At 59.4% G+C, this 15238-nt stretch carries 13 protein-coding genes; 6 read left to right on the top strand and 7 right to left on the bottom strand.

Annotated features, from left to right (window positions below; translation table 11 throughout):
- Window positions 1–45 precede the first annotated feature (45 nt).
- From AC1MEW_RS32335 to AC1MEW_RS32325, 3 genes are all read right to left on the bottom strand, one after another.
- Window positions 46–1020, bottom strand: a complete 975-nt coding sequence (locus tag AC1MEW_RS32335; RefSeq protein ID WP_480424873.1) for a 2-hydroxyacid dehydrogenase — start codon at window positions 1018–1020, stop codon at window positions 46–48.
- A gap of 193 nt (window positions 1021–1213) precedes the next feature.
- Window positions 1214–1462 (bottom strand): DUF6124 family protein, encoded by a 249-nt coding sequence (locus AC1MEW_RS32330; protein ID WP_201255859.1) that lies wholly within the window; start codon window positions 1460–1462, stop codon window positions 1214–1216.
- Window positions 1463–1794: 332 nt separating this feature from the next.
- On the bottom strand, window positions 1795–2763 hold the full coding sequence (locus tag AC1MEW_RS32325; protein ID WP_201200738.1) for a LysR family transcriptional regulator: 969 nt from the start codon (window positions 2761–2763) through the stop codon (window positions 1795–1797).
- Between the two features lie 321 nt (window positions 2764–3084).
- On the opposite strand from AC1MEW_RS32325, the gene AC1MEW_RS32320 reads away from it, so the two are divergent.
- The 4 genes from AC1MEW_RS32320 to AC1MEW_RS32305 all read left to right on the top strand — a co-directional run bounded on the left by AC1MEW_RS32320 (window position 3085) and on the right by AC1MEW_RS32305 (window position 8111).
- Window positions 3085–4596 (top strand): efflux transporter outer membrane subunit, encoded by a 1512-nt coding sequence (locus tag AC1MEW_RS32320; RefSeq protein ID WP_480424871.1) that lies wholly within the window; start codon window positions 3085–3087, stop codon window positions 4594–4596.
- A gap of 243 nt (window positions 4597–4839) precedes the next feature.
- Window positions 4840–7044: an FUSC family protein gene (locus tag AC1MEW_RS32315; RefSeq protein WP_201200742.1), complete on the top strand. Its 2205-nt coding sequence runs from the start codon at window positions 4840–4842 to the stop codon at window positions 7042–7044.
- Window positions 7034–7234, top strand: a complete 201-nt coding sequence (locus tag AC1MEW_RS32310; protein ID WP_201200743.1) for a DUF1656 domain-containing protein — start codon at window positions 7034–7036, stop codon at window positions 7232–7234. The genes AC1MEW_RS32315 and AC1MEW_RS32310 overlap by 11 nt, the downstream gene beginning before the upstream one ends.
- 10 nt (window positions 7235–7244) lie before the next feature.
- Complete coding sequence (locus tag AC1MEW_RS32305) at window positions 7245–8111, top strand: efflux RND transporter periplasmic adaptor subunit (protein ID WP_201200745.1); 867 nt, start codon at window positions 7245–7247, stop codon at window positions 8109–8111.
- Window positions 8112–8216: 105 nt separating this feature from the next.
- On the opposite strand, the gene AC1MEW_RS32300 is transcribed toward AC1MEW_RS32305, so the two are convergent.
- The gene (locus AC1MEW_RS32300) at window positions 8217–9212 is read right to left on the bottom strand and encodes an SEL1-like repeat protein (RefSeq protein ID WP_480424868.1); all 996 of its coding nucleotides are present in this window, start codon (window positions 9210–9212) and stop codon (window positions 8217–8219) included.
- 78 nt (window positions 9213–9290) lie between these two features.
- The gene (locus tag AC1MEW_RS32295; protein WP_201255856.1) at window positions 9291–10313 is read right to left on the bottom strand and encodes an SEL1-like repeat protein; all 1023 of its coding nucleotides are present in this window, start codon (window positions 10311–10313) and stop codon (window positions 9291–9293) included.
- A 275-nt stretch (window positions 10314–10588) separates the two neighbouring features.
- On the opposite strand from AC1MEW_RS32295, the gene AC1MEW_RS32290 reads away from it, so the two are divergent.
- Window positions 10589–10990: a DUF3592 domain-containing protein gene (locus AC1MEW_RS32290; RefSeq protein ID WP_201255855.1), complete on the top strand. Its 402-nt coding sequence runs from the start codon at window positions 10589–10591 to the stop codon at window positions 10988–10990.
- Window positions 10991–11005: 15 nt separating this feature from the next.
- Here AC1MEW_RS32290 and AC1MEW_RS32285 read toward each other — a convergent pair whose 3' ends face one another.
- Together AC1MEW_RS32285 and AC1MEW_RS32280 are read right to left on the bottom strand one after the other, a co-directional pair.
- Window positions 11006–11830, bottom strand: coding sequence for an SDR family oxidoreductase (locus AC1MEW_RS32285; RefSeq protein ID WP_480424866.1), 825 nt, complete (start codon window positions 11828–11830; stop codon window positions 11006–11008).
- A gap of 33 nt (window positions 11831–11863) precedes the next feature.
- Entirely contained in the window at window positions 11864–12328 is a 465-nt protein-coding gene (locus AC1MEW_RS32280) for a multidrug transporter (RefSeq protein WP_201200753.1), read from the bottom strand.
- Window positions 12329–12461: 133 nt separating this feature from the next.
- Here AC1MEW_RS32280 and AC1MEW_RS32275 point away from each other — a divergent pair, with 133 nt between their 5' ends.
- A complete protein-coding gene (locus AC1MEW_RS32275) occupies window positions 12462–15146 on the top strand; it encodes an RHS repeat domain-containing protein (RefSeq protein ID WP_480424864.1) in 2685 nt (894 codons plus the stop codon).
- The last annotated feature ends 92 nt before the right edge of the window (window positions 15147–15238 follow it).

Below are 15238 nucleotides of genomic sequence, written 5' to 3'. Positions count from 1 at the left end.
GGAAGTTAATAAAGCGGGCAGGTGTTTATACACCTGCCCGTTTTTTTAGCCGTTCCAGACCTGCGGGTTAACCAGGTCCTGCGGTCGTTCGCCCAGCAGGGCGCTGCGCAAATTGGTCAAGGCACGATTGGCCATGGCTTCGCGGGTTTCGTGTGTAGCAGAGCCGATGTGCGGCAACGTCACGGCGTTTTTCAATTGGAACAATGGCGACTCGGCCAGCGGTTCTTTCTCGTAGACATCGAGGCCTGCGCCGCGAATCTGGTTGTTCTGCAGCGCTTCGATCAGAGCGGGCTCATCCACCACCGGACCGCGAGCGATGTTCACCAGGATTGCACTTGGCTTCATCAACGCCAGTTCGCGGTGGCTGATCAGGTGTTTGGTTTTCTCGCTGAGCGGCACCACAAGGCAGACGAAATCGGCTTCGGCCAGCAACTGGTCGAGGCTGCGGAACTGCGCGCCGAGTTGCTGTTCCAGTTCAGTCTTGCGGCTATTACCGCTGTAGATAATCGGCATGTTGAAACCCAACCGACCACGACGGGCGATGGCCGCGCCGATGTTGCCCATGCCGACGATGCCCAACGTTTTGCCGTGCACATCGCAGCCAAACAATGGCGCGCCGACGGTCGCTTGCCACTGGCCGGCCTTGGTCCAGGCGTCCAGTTCGGCGACGCGGCGGGCACTGCTCATGAGCAAGGCGAAGGCCAGGTCGGCGGTGCTTTCGGTGAGCACGTCGGGCGTGTTGGTGAGCATGATCCCGCGTTCGTTGAAGTAGGCGACGTCATAGTTGTCGTAGCCGACCGAGACGCTGGAGACCACTTCCAGTTTGGCGGCGTTTTCCAGCTGCGCGCGGCCAAGTTTGCGACCGACGCCGATCAGCCCGTGGGCGTGGGGCAGGGCTTCGTTGAACTGGGCGTTGATGTCACCGTTTTTTGGGTTCGGCACGATCACGTCGAAATCCTGTTTCAGGCGTTCGATCATTTCCGGGGTGACACGGCTGAAGGCGAGGACGGTTTTTTTCATGGTCGCGGGGCTCGGCGAGTCTGGAGAATGCCAAGCACGCTAACATTCTTCCCTGGTTTTGCGCGAGTGCCCGGATGTACACGATCCAACTGTGGGAGCGGGTTTGCTCGCGAAAGCGGTCGGTCATCCAACATCAATATCGCCTGACACACCGCCTTCGCGAGCAAGCCCGCTCCCACAGGGGGATGTTTGGTCAGTTTTGTGGATCGAGGTTGTCCAGTGCGCGATTCACCACCAGTTCACCCAGCATGATGACCTGCTGGATTCCCTGCATTGTGTTGCGGTGGGTGCCTTCGAGAAATCCGGCGAGGTCACTGGCCATGACGCTGGCCGAGGCGAGGGATTCGCAGGCGTAGACCAATAAGGTTTCGGTGGTGGCGTTGGGGGCAACCTGGAACAGGTGGCTGGGGGTGTGAGGGGGATTCGGTGTTGGCTTGAACATAAGGGCGTTACTCCATGCGGGCATAATGGAGCTGCCACTTTCGTTTTCCAGACGAAGGTGGCAGCCGTGCGCGGACTGGAAAAACCGGTAACGCCCAACAAAACCCGGCAGACCCGAAGGTCTCCCGCGCACAGCCGCCATAACATTGCATGCAGAAAAAAGCGCCGCAGTATGCCATGTGCAGAGGTCAAACGTTGATACGGGTTTTCCAGACCCGGTCACTGATGCGTCAGCGACCCCCAAAGCCTACCCATCTCCCGTCCCACACACCAACCGTCAAAACGCGTCGGAAACGTCCTCAAATATTCGAGATTTGTAGGACCGTCTGTAGCTCAATTCGCCACCCGAACCCCACCCAAACTCCCGCTCAATTCATACGCCGCCAATTCCGCCTGATGCGCCGCCAATATCTCCGGCAACGACCCGCGCAAATACTCGACCCAGGTCTTGATCTTCGCATCCAGGTACTGCCGCGACGGGTAGATCGCGTACAGGTTCAATTCCTGCGAGCGGTAGTTCGGCATCACCCGCACCAGCGTGCCATTGCGCAGCCCTTCAATCGCCGCGTACACCGGCAACACGCCAACGCCCATGCCGCTGGTGATCGCGGTTTTCATCGCATCGGCGGAGTTGACCAAAAACGGTGAGCTATTAATGGTGACCATTTCCTGGCCTTCGGGGCCGTCGAAGGTCCATTTCTCCAGCGGGATCACCGGGCTGACCAGGCGCAGGCAGGCGTGGTTGAGCAGGTCGCTGGGTTTGTGCGCGCAGCCGTTGGCTTTTACATAGGCCGGCGAGGCGCAAACGATGCTGTAGGTGATGCCCAAGCGTTGGGAGACGAAGCCCGAGTCCGGCAGTTCGCTGGCGAGCACGATGGACACGTCGTAGCCCTCGTCCAGCAGGTCCGGTACGCGGTTGGCCATGGTCAGGTCGAACGTCACGTCCGGGTGGGTCTTGCGGTAGCGGGCGATCGCGTCGATCACGAAGTGCTGGCCGATGCCGGTCATGGTGTGCACTTTGAGCTGCCCGGCCGGGCGGGCGTGGGCGTCGCTGGCCTCGGCTTCGGCTTCTTCGACGTAGGCCAGGATCTGCTCGCAGCGCAATAGATAGCGCTTGCCGGCCTCGGTCAGGGCGATGCGGCGTGTCGTTCGGTTGAGCAGACGGGTTTGCAGGTGGGCTTCCAGGGTGGAGACCGCGCGCGAGACATTGGCTGTCGTGGTGTCCAGCTGCACGGCGGCGGCGGTGAAGCTGCCGGCCTGGGCCACGTAACTGAAGGCGCGCATGTTTTGCAAAGTGTCCATGGGGTGCTCTCGGGTTCGATGGCAAATTGTGACACGAAGTTTCGTGGTCTGAGACCCCGACCAAGGGATTATCGCGTTAACGGTAACAAAGATTCACAGGAATCCCAGCTTATCGCCGTTCGGGTCGCCCCATAGAATTGCGCCACCGCAGGAACTGGCGTACGGCACAAACCCTGTGGGAGCGAGCTTGCTCGCGAAAGCGGTGGGTCATTCAACAATGATGTCGACTGACAGGGCCTCTTCGCGAGCAAGCCCGCTCCCACAGGGGGCAGTGTCCGTTCCCCAAAATCTCATGCCTCCCTCACTCAGGAATTTGCAGCAGTGCCGCGTCGCATCAACAGAGCGCTCAAGACGTTCAGTGTTTTGGCTTTAACCCTGGCAATCAGCGGCTGCGTCGGTACCGGAGGTATTGCCCCACAGGGCAAGGCGCTGGAGGCCGATTCACTGGCCACCGACGAAGCCATCCAGAACGCTGCACAGGACGCTCACTGGCCCACCGCGCAATGGTGGCAGGCCTATGGCGACCCGCAACTGAATCGCTGGATCGACCTCGCCGTGCAAGGCAGCCCGACCATGGCCATGGCTACCGCCCGGGTGCGTCAGGCCAAGTCCATGGCCGGTATCGCTGAGGCCGCGGAGTCGGTGCAGATCAATGGCGAGGCGACCCTCAAGCGCCACAACTGGGCGACCGATCAGTTCTACGGCCCCGGCGAGTTGGCGAATACGACCACCTGGGACAACAACGCCTCGCTGGGCTTCAGTTATGCCCTGGACCTCTGGGGCCGCGAAAGCAACGCCACCGAACGCGCCGTGGACATGGCACACATGACGGCCGCCGAAGCGCGGCTGGCCCAGCTCGAATTGCAGAACAACATCGTGCGCGCCTACATCGAGCTCTCGCTGCATTACGCGCAGCGGGACATCGTCGCCGCGACGTTGAAGCAGCAACAGCAAATCCTCGATCTGGCGCAAAAGCGCCTGAACGGCGGGATCGGCACCCATTTCGAAGTCAGCCAGGCTGAAACGCCGCTGCCGGAAACCCATCGGCAGATCGATGCCCTGGACGAAGAAATCGCCCTGAGCCGCAATCAACTCGCCGCACTCGCCGGCAAAGGTCCGGGCGAGGGCGCGCAGTTACAGCGGCCGACCCTGGCGTTGGGCGCCGCGCTGAAATTGCCGTCATCGTTGCCCGCGCAATTGCTCGGCCAACGCCCGGATGTGGTCGCCAGTCGCTGGCAAGTCGCGGCTCAGGCCCGAGGCATTGATGTGGCGCACGCCGGTTTCTACCCCAACGTTGACCTGGTCGGCAGCCTCGGCTACATGGCCACCGGCGGCGGGGCGCTGGAGTTTTTGACCGGCAAGAAGCTCAACTACAGTGTCGGCCCGGCGATCTCGCTGCCGATTTTCGACGGCGGCCGTTTGCGCTCGGAGCTGGGCGAAGCCTCAGCCGGGTATGACATCGCGGTGGCCAAGTACAACCAGACGCTGGTCAATGCGCTGAAGAACATCTCCGATCAGTTGATCCGCCGTGAGTCGATGGACAAGCAACAGGTGTTCGCCGCCGAGTCGGTGGCCACGGCGCAGAAGACTTACGACATCGCGATGATTGCCTACCAGCGTGGGCTCACTGATTACCTCAATGTGCTGAATGCCCAGACGTTGTTGTTCAAGCAGCAGCAGGTTCAGCAGCAGGTTCAGGCGGCGCGACTCAGTGCTCATGCTGAGTTGGTAACAGCGCTCGGCGGCGGATTAGGCGCCGGCAACGACGTGCCGACAGCCAGCCAGACCGCCGCACCGCAAACCCCGGCGCTGCTGAAGACCCTCACAAATTGAACACAAATTTTCAGGCTCACACTCATCTGTGGCGAGGGAGCTTGCCTGTGGCGAGGGGGCTTGCCCCCGTTGGGTTGCGAAGCAGCCCCAAGACCTGCCAACGCGGTTTTTCAGGCACACCGCATTTACCGATTTGGCGGCTGCTTCGCAGCCGAACGGGGGCAAGCCCCCTCGCCACAAATTTTCGGGAGTGCCTGAAGTGAGTGTTCATCCTTCAAGCCCTCGACCACTGAGCAGGATTTAATGACTCCCTTGCCCGCACCTCTGCGCTGGCTACATTCCCTTGAATGGCGCCGGGGTTTCTATGACTGGGCGCGCAGCGATGGCGTGACCTGGGTCTACATTTTCAAGGTGCTGATCGCAGCATTCCTGACCCTGTGGCTGGCCATGCGCCTGGAGTTGCCGCAACCGCGCACAGCGATGATCACCGTATTCATCGTCATGCAACCGCAAAGCGGCCACGTGTTGGCCAAGAGTTTCTATCGCTTCCTCGGCACGCTCGCCGGGTCGACGGTGATGGTCGCGCTGATCGCATTGTTTGCGCAAAACACCGAACTGTTCCTCGGCTCGCTGGCGATTTGGGTCGGGATCTGCACGGCCGGTGCCGCCCGTTATCGCAACTTCCGCGCCTACGGTTTTGTGCTCGCCGGCTACACCGCCGCAATGGTCGGTTTGCCGGCATTGGCTCACCCGGACGGCGCGTTTATGGCGGCGGTCTGGCGGGTGCTGGAAATCTCCCTCGGGATTATTTGCTCGACCCTGATCAGCGCCGCGATCCTGCCGCAAACCGCCAGCGCCGCGATGCGCAACGCCTTGTATCAGCGCTTCGGCGTGTTCGCGTTGTTCGTCACCGACGGCTTGCGCGGTCGCAGCCAACGCGAAGCTTTTGAGGCGAGCAACGTGCGTTTCATCGCCGAAGCGGTGGGCATCGAAGGCTTGCGCAGCGTGACGGTGTTCGAAGACCCGCACATGCGTCGACGCAACGGTCGACTCAGTCGCTTGAACAGCGAGTTCATGAGCATCACCACCCGCTTCAACGCCTTGCACCAATTGCTCGAACGCTTGCGCAGCAGCGACGCGGACCACGTGGTGGCAGCGATCAAACCGGGTCTGCAGGACCTCGCCGAATTGCTCGACGGCTTCAGTGGCCGGGCGCTCACCAACGCCGATGCCGCGCGTCTGGTCGCGGCGTTGACCGCTTACAAGGAGGGCTTGCCGGCGCGGGTTCGCGGTCTTCGGACGATCTTCCAGGAGACCGACCCGAGCGACGCCGAGCAGCTGGATTTCCACACCGCATACGAGTTGCTCTATCGCTTCGTCGATGACCTGCACAGTTATGCACAGACCCACGCCTCACTGGCCGATCACACCCACGCCCGTGAGCAATGGGATGAACCGTTCACCCCGCAAACCAACTGGCTGGCGTCGGCAGCGTCGGGGATTCGCGCGACATTCATTCTGGTGGTGCTCGGCAGTTACTGGGTGGCCACTGCATGGCCGAGCGGGGCGACGATGACGATGATTGCTGCCGCCACCGTCGGCCTGTCCGCCGCGACGCCGAACCCGAAACGCATGGCGTTTCAAATGGCTTGCGGCACGTTGCTCGGGGCGTTGATCGGCTTCGTCGAGATGTTTTTCATCTTTCCGTGGATCGATGGTTTTCCGCTGCTCTGCATGATGCTCGCGCCGGTGATCGTGCTCGGCTCATTCCTGACCTCACGCCCGCAATACGCCGGGGTCGGCCTCGGTTTGTTGATCTTTTTCAGCACCGGTTCGGTGCCGGACAACCTGACCATTTACAACCCCTACACCTTTATCAACGACTACATCGCCATGGTGCTCGGCATGTTGGTGTGCGCCGCCGCCGGGGCAATCATCCTGCCGCCCAACAGTCGCTGGTTATGGCGTCGGTTGGAGCAGGATTTGCGCGGGCAAGTGGTCTACGCCATCAGCGGCAAACTCAAGGGCTTGGGTTCGAGTTTCGAAAGCCGCACCCGGGATTTGCTGCACCAGGCTTACGGCTTGGCGGTGGGCCAGCCGCAAGTGCAACGGGACTTGCTGCGCTGGATGTTCGTGGTGCTGGAAGTCGGTCACGCAATCATCGAGTTGCGCAAGGAACAGGCGATTCTGCCGGTGCACCCGGCGTATGCCGAATCCCAACCGTGGCGCCAGGCGATCCGCGTCATGGGCCGTTCGCTGGTGCGGCTGTTCCTGCAACCGAGCCAGAGCAATCTGGAGCGCGGCTTGATCGCCGTCGACCATGCGATCAGCCGCGTACAAGCCACTGACGAACCGTTCGCCCCGCACTTCGACACCTCGGCGTTGCGTCGGGTGAAGAGCTATCTGCACTTCATCCGCACCTCGTTGCTCGACCCGCAATCACCGCTTGCAGGCTTCATAAACGTGGCCGCAAAGACCAAGCCCCAAGGAGTTGAACATGCCGCGTGAAATCGCCTTCCACGGCGTGTACATGCCGACCATGACGCTGATGTTTTTCATCGCCGCAGCGCTGGCCTGGGCGCTGGACCGGTTTTTGTCCGGGTTCGATTTGTACCGCTTCTTCTGGCACCCGGCACTGCTGCGCCTGAGTCTGTTTACCTGTCTGTTCGGCGCCTTGTCGCTGACTGTCTACCGTTGAGAACGTTCTGATGAAAAAGCTCTTCAGCCTGCTCGCCACCCTGTTGGTGCTGGCCCTCGCGATATGGATCGGCCGGACCCTGTGGGTGCATTACATGGACACGCCGTGGACCCGCGACGGCCGCGTGCGCGCCGACATCATCAACGTCGCCGCCGACGTCACCGGCGAAGTGGTGGACGTGCCGGTGCGTGACAACCAACTGGTGAAGAAGGGCGACCTGCTGATGCAGATCGACCCCGAGCACTACCGCATCGCGGTCAAACAGGCGCAATCGATGGTGGCGTCGCGCAAGGCCACATGGGAGATGCGCAAGGTCAACGCCCACCGCCGCGCCGACATGGACGCGCTGGTGATCTCCAAGGAAAACCGCGACGACGCCAGCAACATCGCCGACTCGGCCCTGGCCGACTACCAACACGCCCAGGCGCAACTGGAAGCTGCTGAGCTGAACCTCAAACGCACCGAAGTGCGCGCGGCGGTGGACGGCTACGTCACCAACCTGAACGTCCATCGCGGGGATTACGCACGCATCGGCGAAGCGAAAATGGCCGTGGTCGATATGAACTCGTTCTGGGTCTACGGTTTCTTCGAAGAGACAAAATTGCCCCACGTGCGAGTGGGCGATAAGGCTGACATGCAACTGATGAGCGGCGAAGTGCTGAAGGGGCATGTGGAGAGTATTTCCCGCGGGATCTACGACCGCGACAACCCGGAGAGTCGCGAGCTGATTGCTGACGTGAACCCAACGTTCAACTGGGTGCGGTTGGCTCAGCGGGTGCCGGTGCGGATTCACATTGATGAAGTGCCGGAGGGGGTGCTGTTGGCGGCGGGGATTACGTGTACGGTGGTGGTGAAGCAGGACGTTGTGGATAACTAGGTAGACCGAGTCGCTGCCATCGTAGGCAAGCCCGCTCCCACAGGTTTTGTGTTTGCTGAGAAGAGGCCTGGGCTGCACCCCGGGCCTCTTCGTTGGTAAGGCGCCTTACTGTTGCGCCTGTCTGAGACTGACTTCGGCCTTCTTCACTGCATCAGCCACGTCCAGTTCTTTGTCACTGAGCAGCGCCATGACCTGCGGATTCTGCAGGACGTCGGCATTGGTGCTGTGCAACTGAGCCTGTCGTGAAATGATCACATACGCGTAAAGCTGATCACGGGTGCTGAACTCGGGACGAGCACTCACCGTGGCCACTGCGTTCTCCATAAAGGCATGGCGATCTTTCGGCGACAATCCCTTGAAGGTGTCGGGGAACTGCATATGGATGTTCGCCGAGTACACCGCGATGTTTTCCTCTCGCGCCTCCTTGCGCACCTCGTCCTTGCTGGTCACGTTCTTGCTCAGTTGCTCGTAACCTTTTTCTCCTTCGCTGAGTTGCTGCGGGTTCATTCGTTGTTTCAGCGAGTCGATCTGTGCCGTATCGTCGAGGACTCTGGCCCAACTGTAAGCCACGGGCAGATTGGCTTTGTTGGTATGCATACGAATCAGGGTTTGCTGGGAGTCCGGATCGCCATGGCGTGCCGAGCGTTCCAGCCAACGTAAACCGAGCTCGGTGTCCGGCGTCTGTCCGCGCATGCCATAGGCAAAGTTCTGGAACATGCCGAACTCGGCGCACGAGTCATTTCTGACCGCGGAATACGCCATATAGCTGAAGGCTTCTCGGTCGCGCTGGGCGCTGTCCTTGCTCGTGTCCTGTTCCGCGATGCTTGCCAGATAACACAAGGCCCGGTCATGGGTGGGCGCGGCCATGATCAGGCAACTGCGGGCTTGCTCGGGCTTTTCGTCGTTGTACAACTGGTAGCCGATGCCGTAGAGCAGATCGCTGTCCATGTAGAGGTTGCAATACTCGTTGGCGACGGCTTGCGGTAACAGCTCCCTGAGGCTGAGCTTGGGCAGGGTGGCGTTCAGCGTCTCATCCGGTGAAGCCCCGCAGCCGACCAACAGGCTGGCCATGATCCATGGCAGTACGTTTAGCAATTTCAATGAGAATTTCCTGATCGCAATGATGTAACAGCGAGCATGGAACGAGGGAGCAAACTCCCTCGCCACCGCTGTGTCGGTTTACCTGTAGAACTTGTTGACCACCAGCAGGCCATGCTCGATGGTTTCAGCGACCGACAACTCGTCATCTTCCATGAGGGCGACGATCCGCTGGTCATTCGCGATATTCGCATCAGGTTTTTTCAGCTGAGCGGCGCGATTGATCACGATATAGCTCAGCACGTGACCACGGCTCTTGGTGAACGGCAGGTCAATGGCTTTGTACATCGACTGCTTCACGTAGTCGTAGCGCTCGGCAGACGACAGGCCTTTGAAGGTGTCCGGATAGTCTTGATAGATTTCGGCGGAGTAACGGCCGACGTCTTCTTCCCGCGCTTCGGCGTACATGGCTTTTTTGCTGGTGACCTGGCCAGCGAGCTCGGTATAACGCTTTTCACCGTCGACGATTTGCGCGGCGGTCATCTTCGTTTTCAGGGTATCGGCAGCAGTCGAGTCATCGTCCTTGGCCATGATCTTTGTCCAGGCGTAGGCGGCGACCAGGTTGCCTTGCTCTTCGTACTGCTCGATCAGTTCCTTCTGAGCCTCGGGGTAACCATGCACCGAAGAACGCTCAAGCCAACGGCTGGCCAGCGCAGGATCTTGCCTGGCTCCGCTGCTGCCGTATTGGTAGACCTGATACAGACCGTATTCTGCGCACCAGTCATTCTGCATCGCCGAATAGGCCATGTAATTGAAGGCCTCGCTGTTGCGTTGATCCGGGGTTTTGCTTTCGTCCTGGCCGGCGATCATCGACAGATAGCAGAAGGCGCGAGGGTGTTTCGGCGCGGCCAGTTCCAGGCAGCTTTTGGCGGTGTCCCATTCCTGATCGCCGTACAGTTGAAAACCGAGGCCGAACAGAATGTCGCTGTCCATTTGCGCGTTGCACTGTTCATTACTGGACGGTGACGGCAGCACACTTTGCAAGGTCAGCTTGGGCAGCGTGTCGTTGAGGGAGGACTCTTTGCTGGTGGTCTGTTCAGAGTTGGCGCTGCAGCCGGCCAACAAGGCAACAAAGGCCAGTGGCAGCACGTTGAAAACGTTCAATGGATATTCCCTGATCTGCGATTGAATAAAGGTCGCATGGAACGGGCAGGGAAGAGTTGGAAGGCAAAGCAATCCGTGCTTCAGTTTTAATGCCAGCGATTCCATGCTGCTTGAGTCGGCGTAAACGCGTCGAATGTCTCAAGTGCGCGCATTCTACTGAAAGCACCCGGGCATACAAACCTGTATGGATGGAGCACCGGCGGTGTGATCGAGTTGTTGTTGCGATGTCGGGTCGCTATATTGCCGCCCCTTCCAAACCGGCAAGGAGCGCGTGGATGAAGTACATCGCAGGCTTGTTCTTCGGTCTGATGCTGCTGAGCACGGCCGGTGCCGTTTATCAGGGTTACGATTTCTTTGATCTCAGAATCAGAGGCGTCAAGGTACACGCTGAAGTCGTGAGCACATCAAGCTCTCGAATGATCGGCGTGCAGAGCGGCCACAGCTATACCTCCGTCAGAAAAGTTGCCTTTGTCACGGCCGACGGCACACCGTTCATTCATGAGTTCAGAGACGAGTTTTCCGGCGTTGAGGCTGGGGACAAGGTGACCGTGTTCTACAACCCGGCCGATCCCCGTGAAGTGATACCCGGCACTTTTTTCACTCTGGGCCTGAGCCTCGCCATGGGCACCATGGCGCTGCTCAGTTTGATGATGATCGTGACGGTCTGGCGCGATTAGACCGGTTTGCCACACTCAGAGTTGGCGATTCAAACCGAAGCGCTTCATCAAGGTCGACTCCAGCAACCCCTTGGGCAGCAGCGTCGCCAGCAGTGGCAGCGCCCGGCTGCCATTGCCGATGCGGATCAGCCGTGGCGGTTTTTCCTGCTGCACAGCCTTCAACAACACAGCGGCAAAGCCACGGGTTGGCGTTGGTTTGTCTTGCGAGGCCTTGGCCCGTGCGCGAATGCCCTCACGCAATGGAAACCACGGAGATTGTTCGGTAATCAATTGTTCGGCTTCCTGGCCGGCATTCTTGGCGAAGCTGGACGCGATGGCGCCGGGCTGGACTTCCATCACGCGGATACCGAACGGCGCCAGTTCCATGCGCAACGCATCGCTCAAGGCATGCACCGCCGCTTTCGAGGCGCAATAAGCGCCGGCGAACGGCGTGACCAGAACCCCAGACACGCTTCCGATGTTCACCACCAATCCCTTCGCCCGGCGCAACACCGGGAACAGTGCGCGGGTCACGCCGACCACGGCAAACACGTTGGTTTCAAACTGGCGCTGCATGGCCGGCACGCCGCCATCGAGCAGCGGTCCCATGGCGCCGTAACCGGCATTGTTGATCAGCACGTCGAGGCCACCATGTTGCTGGTTGATCCGCTCGCTCAACGCGTCGAGCGCCGGCCCATCGTTGACGTCGAGTTGTACGGCGATAAACCCGGCGGCCTCCAGCGCTGCCACATCGTCAGCCTTGCGGGCACTGGCCCAGACTTTGTAACCGGCCGCTTTGAACACATCAGCCAGGGCGCGGCCAATGCCGCTGGAACAACCGGTAATCAACGCAACGGGCATGGCGCGGTCCTTGTGCAATGTGAAGAGAGGGGATTAGTCGGAGAAACTACCCTGCAAACGCTCGGCGCGAAACTCCAGGGTTTGCGCGCGGTAACCGGGGCGCAATGGCGGCATCGGCAAACAGTCTTCCCAATTGGCGCCAGCCTGCAATTCGCCGGGGCCGCGATAGCGCGGGGCGGCGTATTGATTGTCGGCCAGGTTGACCGTATCGCCCGGCGCGTAGGCTGCGATGCGCCAGCGCAGTTCGGTCAGCGGCACGTCGTTGCCGTTGTTCATTTTCAGTTGCAGCGGCCGATCTGCCGGGCACTGGTCCGGGGCATAACTGATGCGCAACTCAAGGCGCGCCAGTTGCTTGACCTCGCGGTTGTCCAGCCAGATCACCCACGTGGCGACCAGGCCCAGGCCAACGGCGGCGGCCACGGACACTGGCAAGGCTTTGGCGGGGTAGCGCAACAACAGGATCAGCCAGGTGATGATCAGCAGGATGCCGATGAACATGTCGCACAACCTCGGGAGAAGAGAAGGCCATCCTACCTAAGCGTAGACGTGGTTGGCGATGGGCAAGCGCGGCGTACCGTCCGTCCGCCCTGTAATTTCTGACAGTAGCCAGCGATTCAATCGCGGGTATTAGATGGGCGCACTGTTCAAGGAAGATCCGTCAATGCTGACGCTATCGCCTGTCCACCGCCAAACCCCAACCCTGACGGCGCTGGACCCGCGCGGGCTGACGGTTCGCGCCGTCGGTTACTGGCGTGACGACGGCGACCAGTCTGCCCAGGCGCGGATCAATCGCATGGCCCATGATCCGCAGGGGCGCTCGGTTGCGCAGTGGGATTCGCGTTTGTGGCGGATGACGCAGGCCAATCTGGCGACTGCCTATTCGTTGTCTTCCATCGTGCTCAGTACCGTCAGTGTCGACGCCGGATGGCGGGTTGGTTTGGTGGGGGAGGGCGCGCAGTTGCTGGAACAGTGGGATGGGCGCGGCACGTTGCGCCAGACTCGTTACGACGACCAGTTGCGGCCCGTGGCGGTGTTTGAGAACGGTGATTCCACGGAGCAGCTTGCTTATGGTGACGAGACGCTCAGCGGCGGCAACCAGTGCGGGCGATTGATTCGTCATGATGATTCGGCAGGTGTTTTGCTGTTCAACGGCTATGGGTTGAGTGGTGCGCTGCAGGAGCAAGAACGGCGTTTTACCAGCGAATCGAGTCCGGGATTTGTCAGCCAATCACGATTGACCCCGTTGGGCGACATGCAGTCCCGAATAGATGCGCAAGGGAACGAACAGCGATTCCGGCACACCGTTGATGGCCAGTTACACACGGTGGACTTGCGCCTGAGCAACACAACGCAATGGCTGCCGATGGTCAGCGCCATCCGTTACAACGTCTTTGGTCAGGTTGAAAAGGAAGTGGCGGGGAATGGCGTGGTTACGCGCCTTGAATACACCGCTGAAGACGGGCGACTGAACCGTTTACTGTCCCAGCTCGGGCAGGAAGATCCATTGCAGGATCTGCATTACGCCTACGATCCAATCGGCAATGTGTTGAGCATCGAAGACGCGACGCTGCCGGTCCGCTACTTCGCCAATCAACGCATCGAACCGATCAACCGCTACACCTACGACAGCCTGTCACAGTTGATCGAAGCCACCGGTTGGGAGGCTGGCACGGTCAAACAGGGGCCGTTATCCGAGCCAACGGAAATCCTCGCCAATTACCGCCAGATCTATCGCTACGATGACGGCAACAACTTGCTCGAATTGACCCATGTGGGCGCGCAGAACCCCGGCCACCGATTGGTCGCCGCCGCTCACAGCAATCGCTGTTTGCCGGTGCGCGATAGCGTGGGGCCGGGCGAAGAGGATTTTCGCCATGGTTTCGATGCCAACGGTAATTTGCTGAATCTGCAACCGGGGCAGGCGTTGAGTTGGGATTTGCGTAATCAGCTAAAGGAAGTAATACCGGTCGAACGCGATACTGGGCCCGACGACAGCGAACGTTATATCTACGGCGCCGACGGCATGCGCGTACGCAAGATCCGCTCGCTACAAACCAACGCCAAAATCAACCTCATCGAAACTATTTACCTGCCAGGCCTGGAAATTCGTACCCACAGTGGCACTGGTGAAGAGTTGCACGTTATCGAGGTAAAAACCGGGCGCGGCAGTGTGCGGGTGTTGCATTGGGAGGCGAGACCACCTTCGCAAATCGCCAACAATCAACAACGCTATAGCCTTAGCGATCATCTCGGCTCCACCACCCTTGAGCTGGATCAGCACGCCAACCTCATCACGCAGGAACACTATTACCCGTTCGGCGGTACAGCCTGGTCGAACGGTGAGGCCATACAAGTCAGTTACAAGACAGTGAGGTATTCGGGGAAGGAGCGGGATGCGACTGGGCTTTATTACTATGGGTTCAGGTATTACGCGCCGCAGTGGCAGCGCTGGTTGAATCCGGATCCGGCGGGTGATGTGGACGGGTTGAATTTTTTTGGCATGGTCCGAAACAACCCAATGCTCTTGACGGATGCCGACGGTGGGCAAAGTAACTTCAAGGAGTTGTTCAAGCCTGAACAAGGGGATTTGATTTTCGGTTTAGCGAAGGTACTGGAAAAGGGCTATTTGAGTTGGTGGGGGGCTCTGAGCAACCGCGGAGATTACTTGGCCAAGTATTTGAACGGAGATGATATCGCTCAACTGGAAGAAGATCTGGACGCCAAACGTCAAAGCTACAGCTCTATTCGTGACGCCAGTCGGTGGATGAACCTAAGTCAAACCGGGGGCGCAACGAGCGGTAGTCAAGCATTCTGGACAGGGCAGTATTCGTCTATTGCCCAATTGGTTTTCAAGCGAGAAGAGCGGTATTACATGCAAATAAAGGCGAGGTATGCGGGGGTGACTGCGACGGCGGCTAACAAGAACTTTTCAGAGCGCTACGCCACTGAGCTTGCTGGCGGTCGTTACTCTGTGCGCAAGACGTTTGAAAAGTATGTTGATGCTGACGATAAATTTGGTCAAAAGTTGATCAGTCGAGCCAGTAAAACCGGGTTGGCAACGATATTGAATTCGGGTCTTACGGATGTCATTCATTTCATGCTTGATGATCTGGATATGGATCAAGTCGTGATGAAAACGCGACCCTCTGCCACTTCCTCGGAGTTGCGTTATCTCTTCCGTAATCGCGAAAAACTCGCAGACAAAGTGTTGTTTTATCAAAACAACATGCTTGTAGACGCCCCTTGGCGAACGGATCGAGCAGGATGGAGTCGTTACAAACCCACCCAGGTACAGCAAGCGACGCGGGCTGCTTAGTTATTTCAATCTCGACAATCGGGGTGCAGGTCGACTGATCTTGCCCCCCTTTATGGCCAGAACTGTAATTTCTGACAGTAGCCATATCCGAG

The organism is Pseudomonas sp. ASL4, from assembly GCF_056680395.1.
The sequence above is the reverse complement of the archived record's forward strand: the minus strand, read 5'-3'. Positions and strand labels throughout refer to the sequence as shown.

Excerpts from the sequence above, each read along its gene's own strand:
- AC1MEW_RS32310 (WP_201200743.1), top strand. The coding sequence starts at position 7,034 with ATGCCGCGTGAAATCGCCTTCCACGGCGTGTACATGCCGACCATGACG.
- AC1MEW_RS32325 (WP_201200738.1), bottom strand. The coding sequence starts at position 2,763 with ATGGACACTTTGCAAAACATGCGCGCCTTCAGTTACGTGGCCCAGGCC.
- AC1MEW_RS32285 (WP_480424866.1), bottom strand. The coding sequence starts at position 11,830 with ATGCCCGTTGCGTTGATTACCGGTTGTTCCAGCGGCATTGGCCGCGCC.
- AC1MEW_RS32280 (WP_201200753.1), bottom strand. The coding sequence starts at position 12,328 with ATGTTCATCGGCATCCTGCTGATCATCACCTGGCTGATCCTGTTGTTG.
- AC1MEW_RS32335 (WP_480424873.1), bottom strand. The coding sequence starts at position 1,020 with ATGAAAAAAACCGTCCTCGCCTTCAGCCGTGTCACCCCGGAAATGATC.
- AC1MEW_RS32290 (WP_201255855.1), top strand. The coding sequence starts at position 10,589 with ATGAAGTACATCGCAGGCTTGTTCTTCGGTCTGATGCTGCTGAGCACG.
- AC1MEW_RS32330 (WP_201255859.1), bottom strand. The coding sequence starts at position 1,462 with ATGTTCAAGCCAACACCGAATCCCCCTCACACCCCCAGCCACCTGTTC.
- AC1MEW_RS32275 (WP_480424864.1), top strand. The coding sequence starts at position 12,462 with ATGGGCGCACTGTTCAAGGAAGATCCGTCAATGCTGACGCTATCGCCT.
- AC1MEW_RS32315 (WP_201200742.1), top strand. The coding sequence starts at position 4,840 with ATGACTCCCTTGCCCGCACCTCTGCGCTGGCTACATTCCCTTGAATGG.
- AC1MEW_RS32305 (WP_201200745.1), top strand. The coding sequence starts at position 7,245 with ATGAAAAAGCTCTTCAGCCTGCTCGCCACCCTGTTGGTGCTGGCCCTC.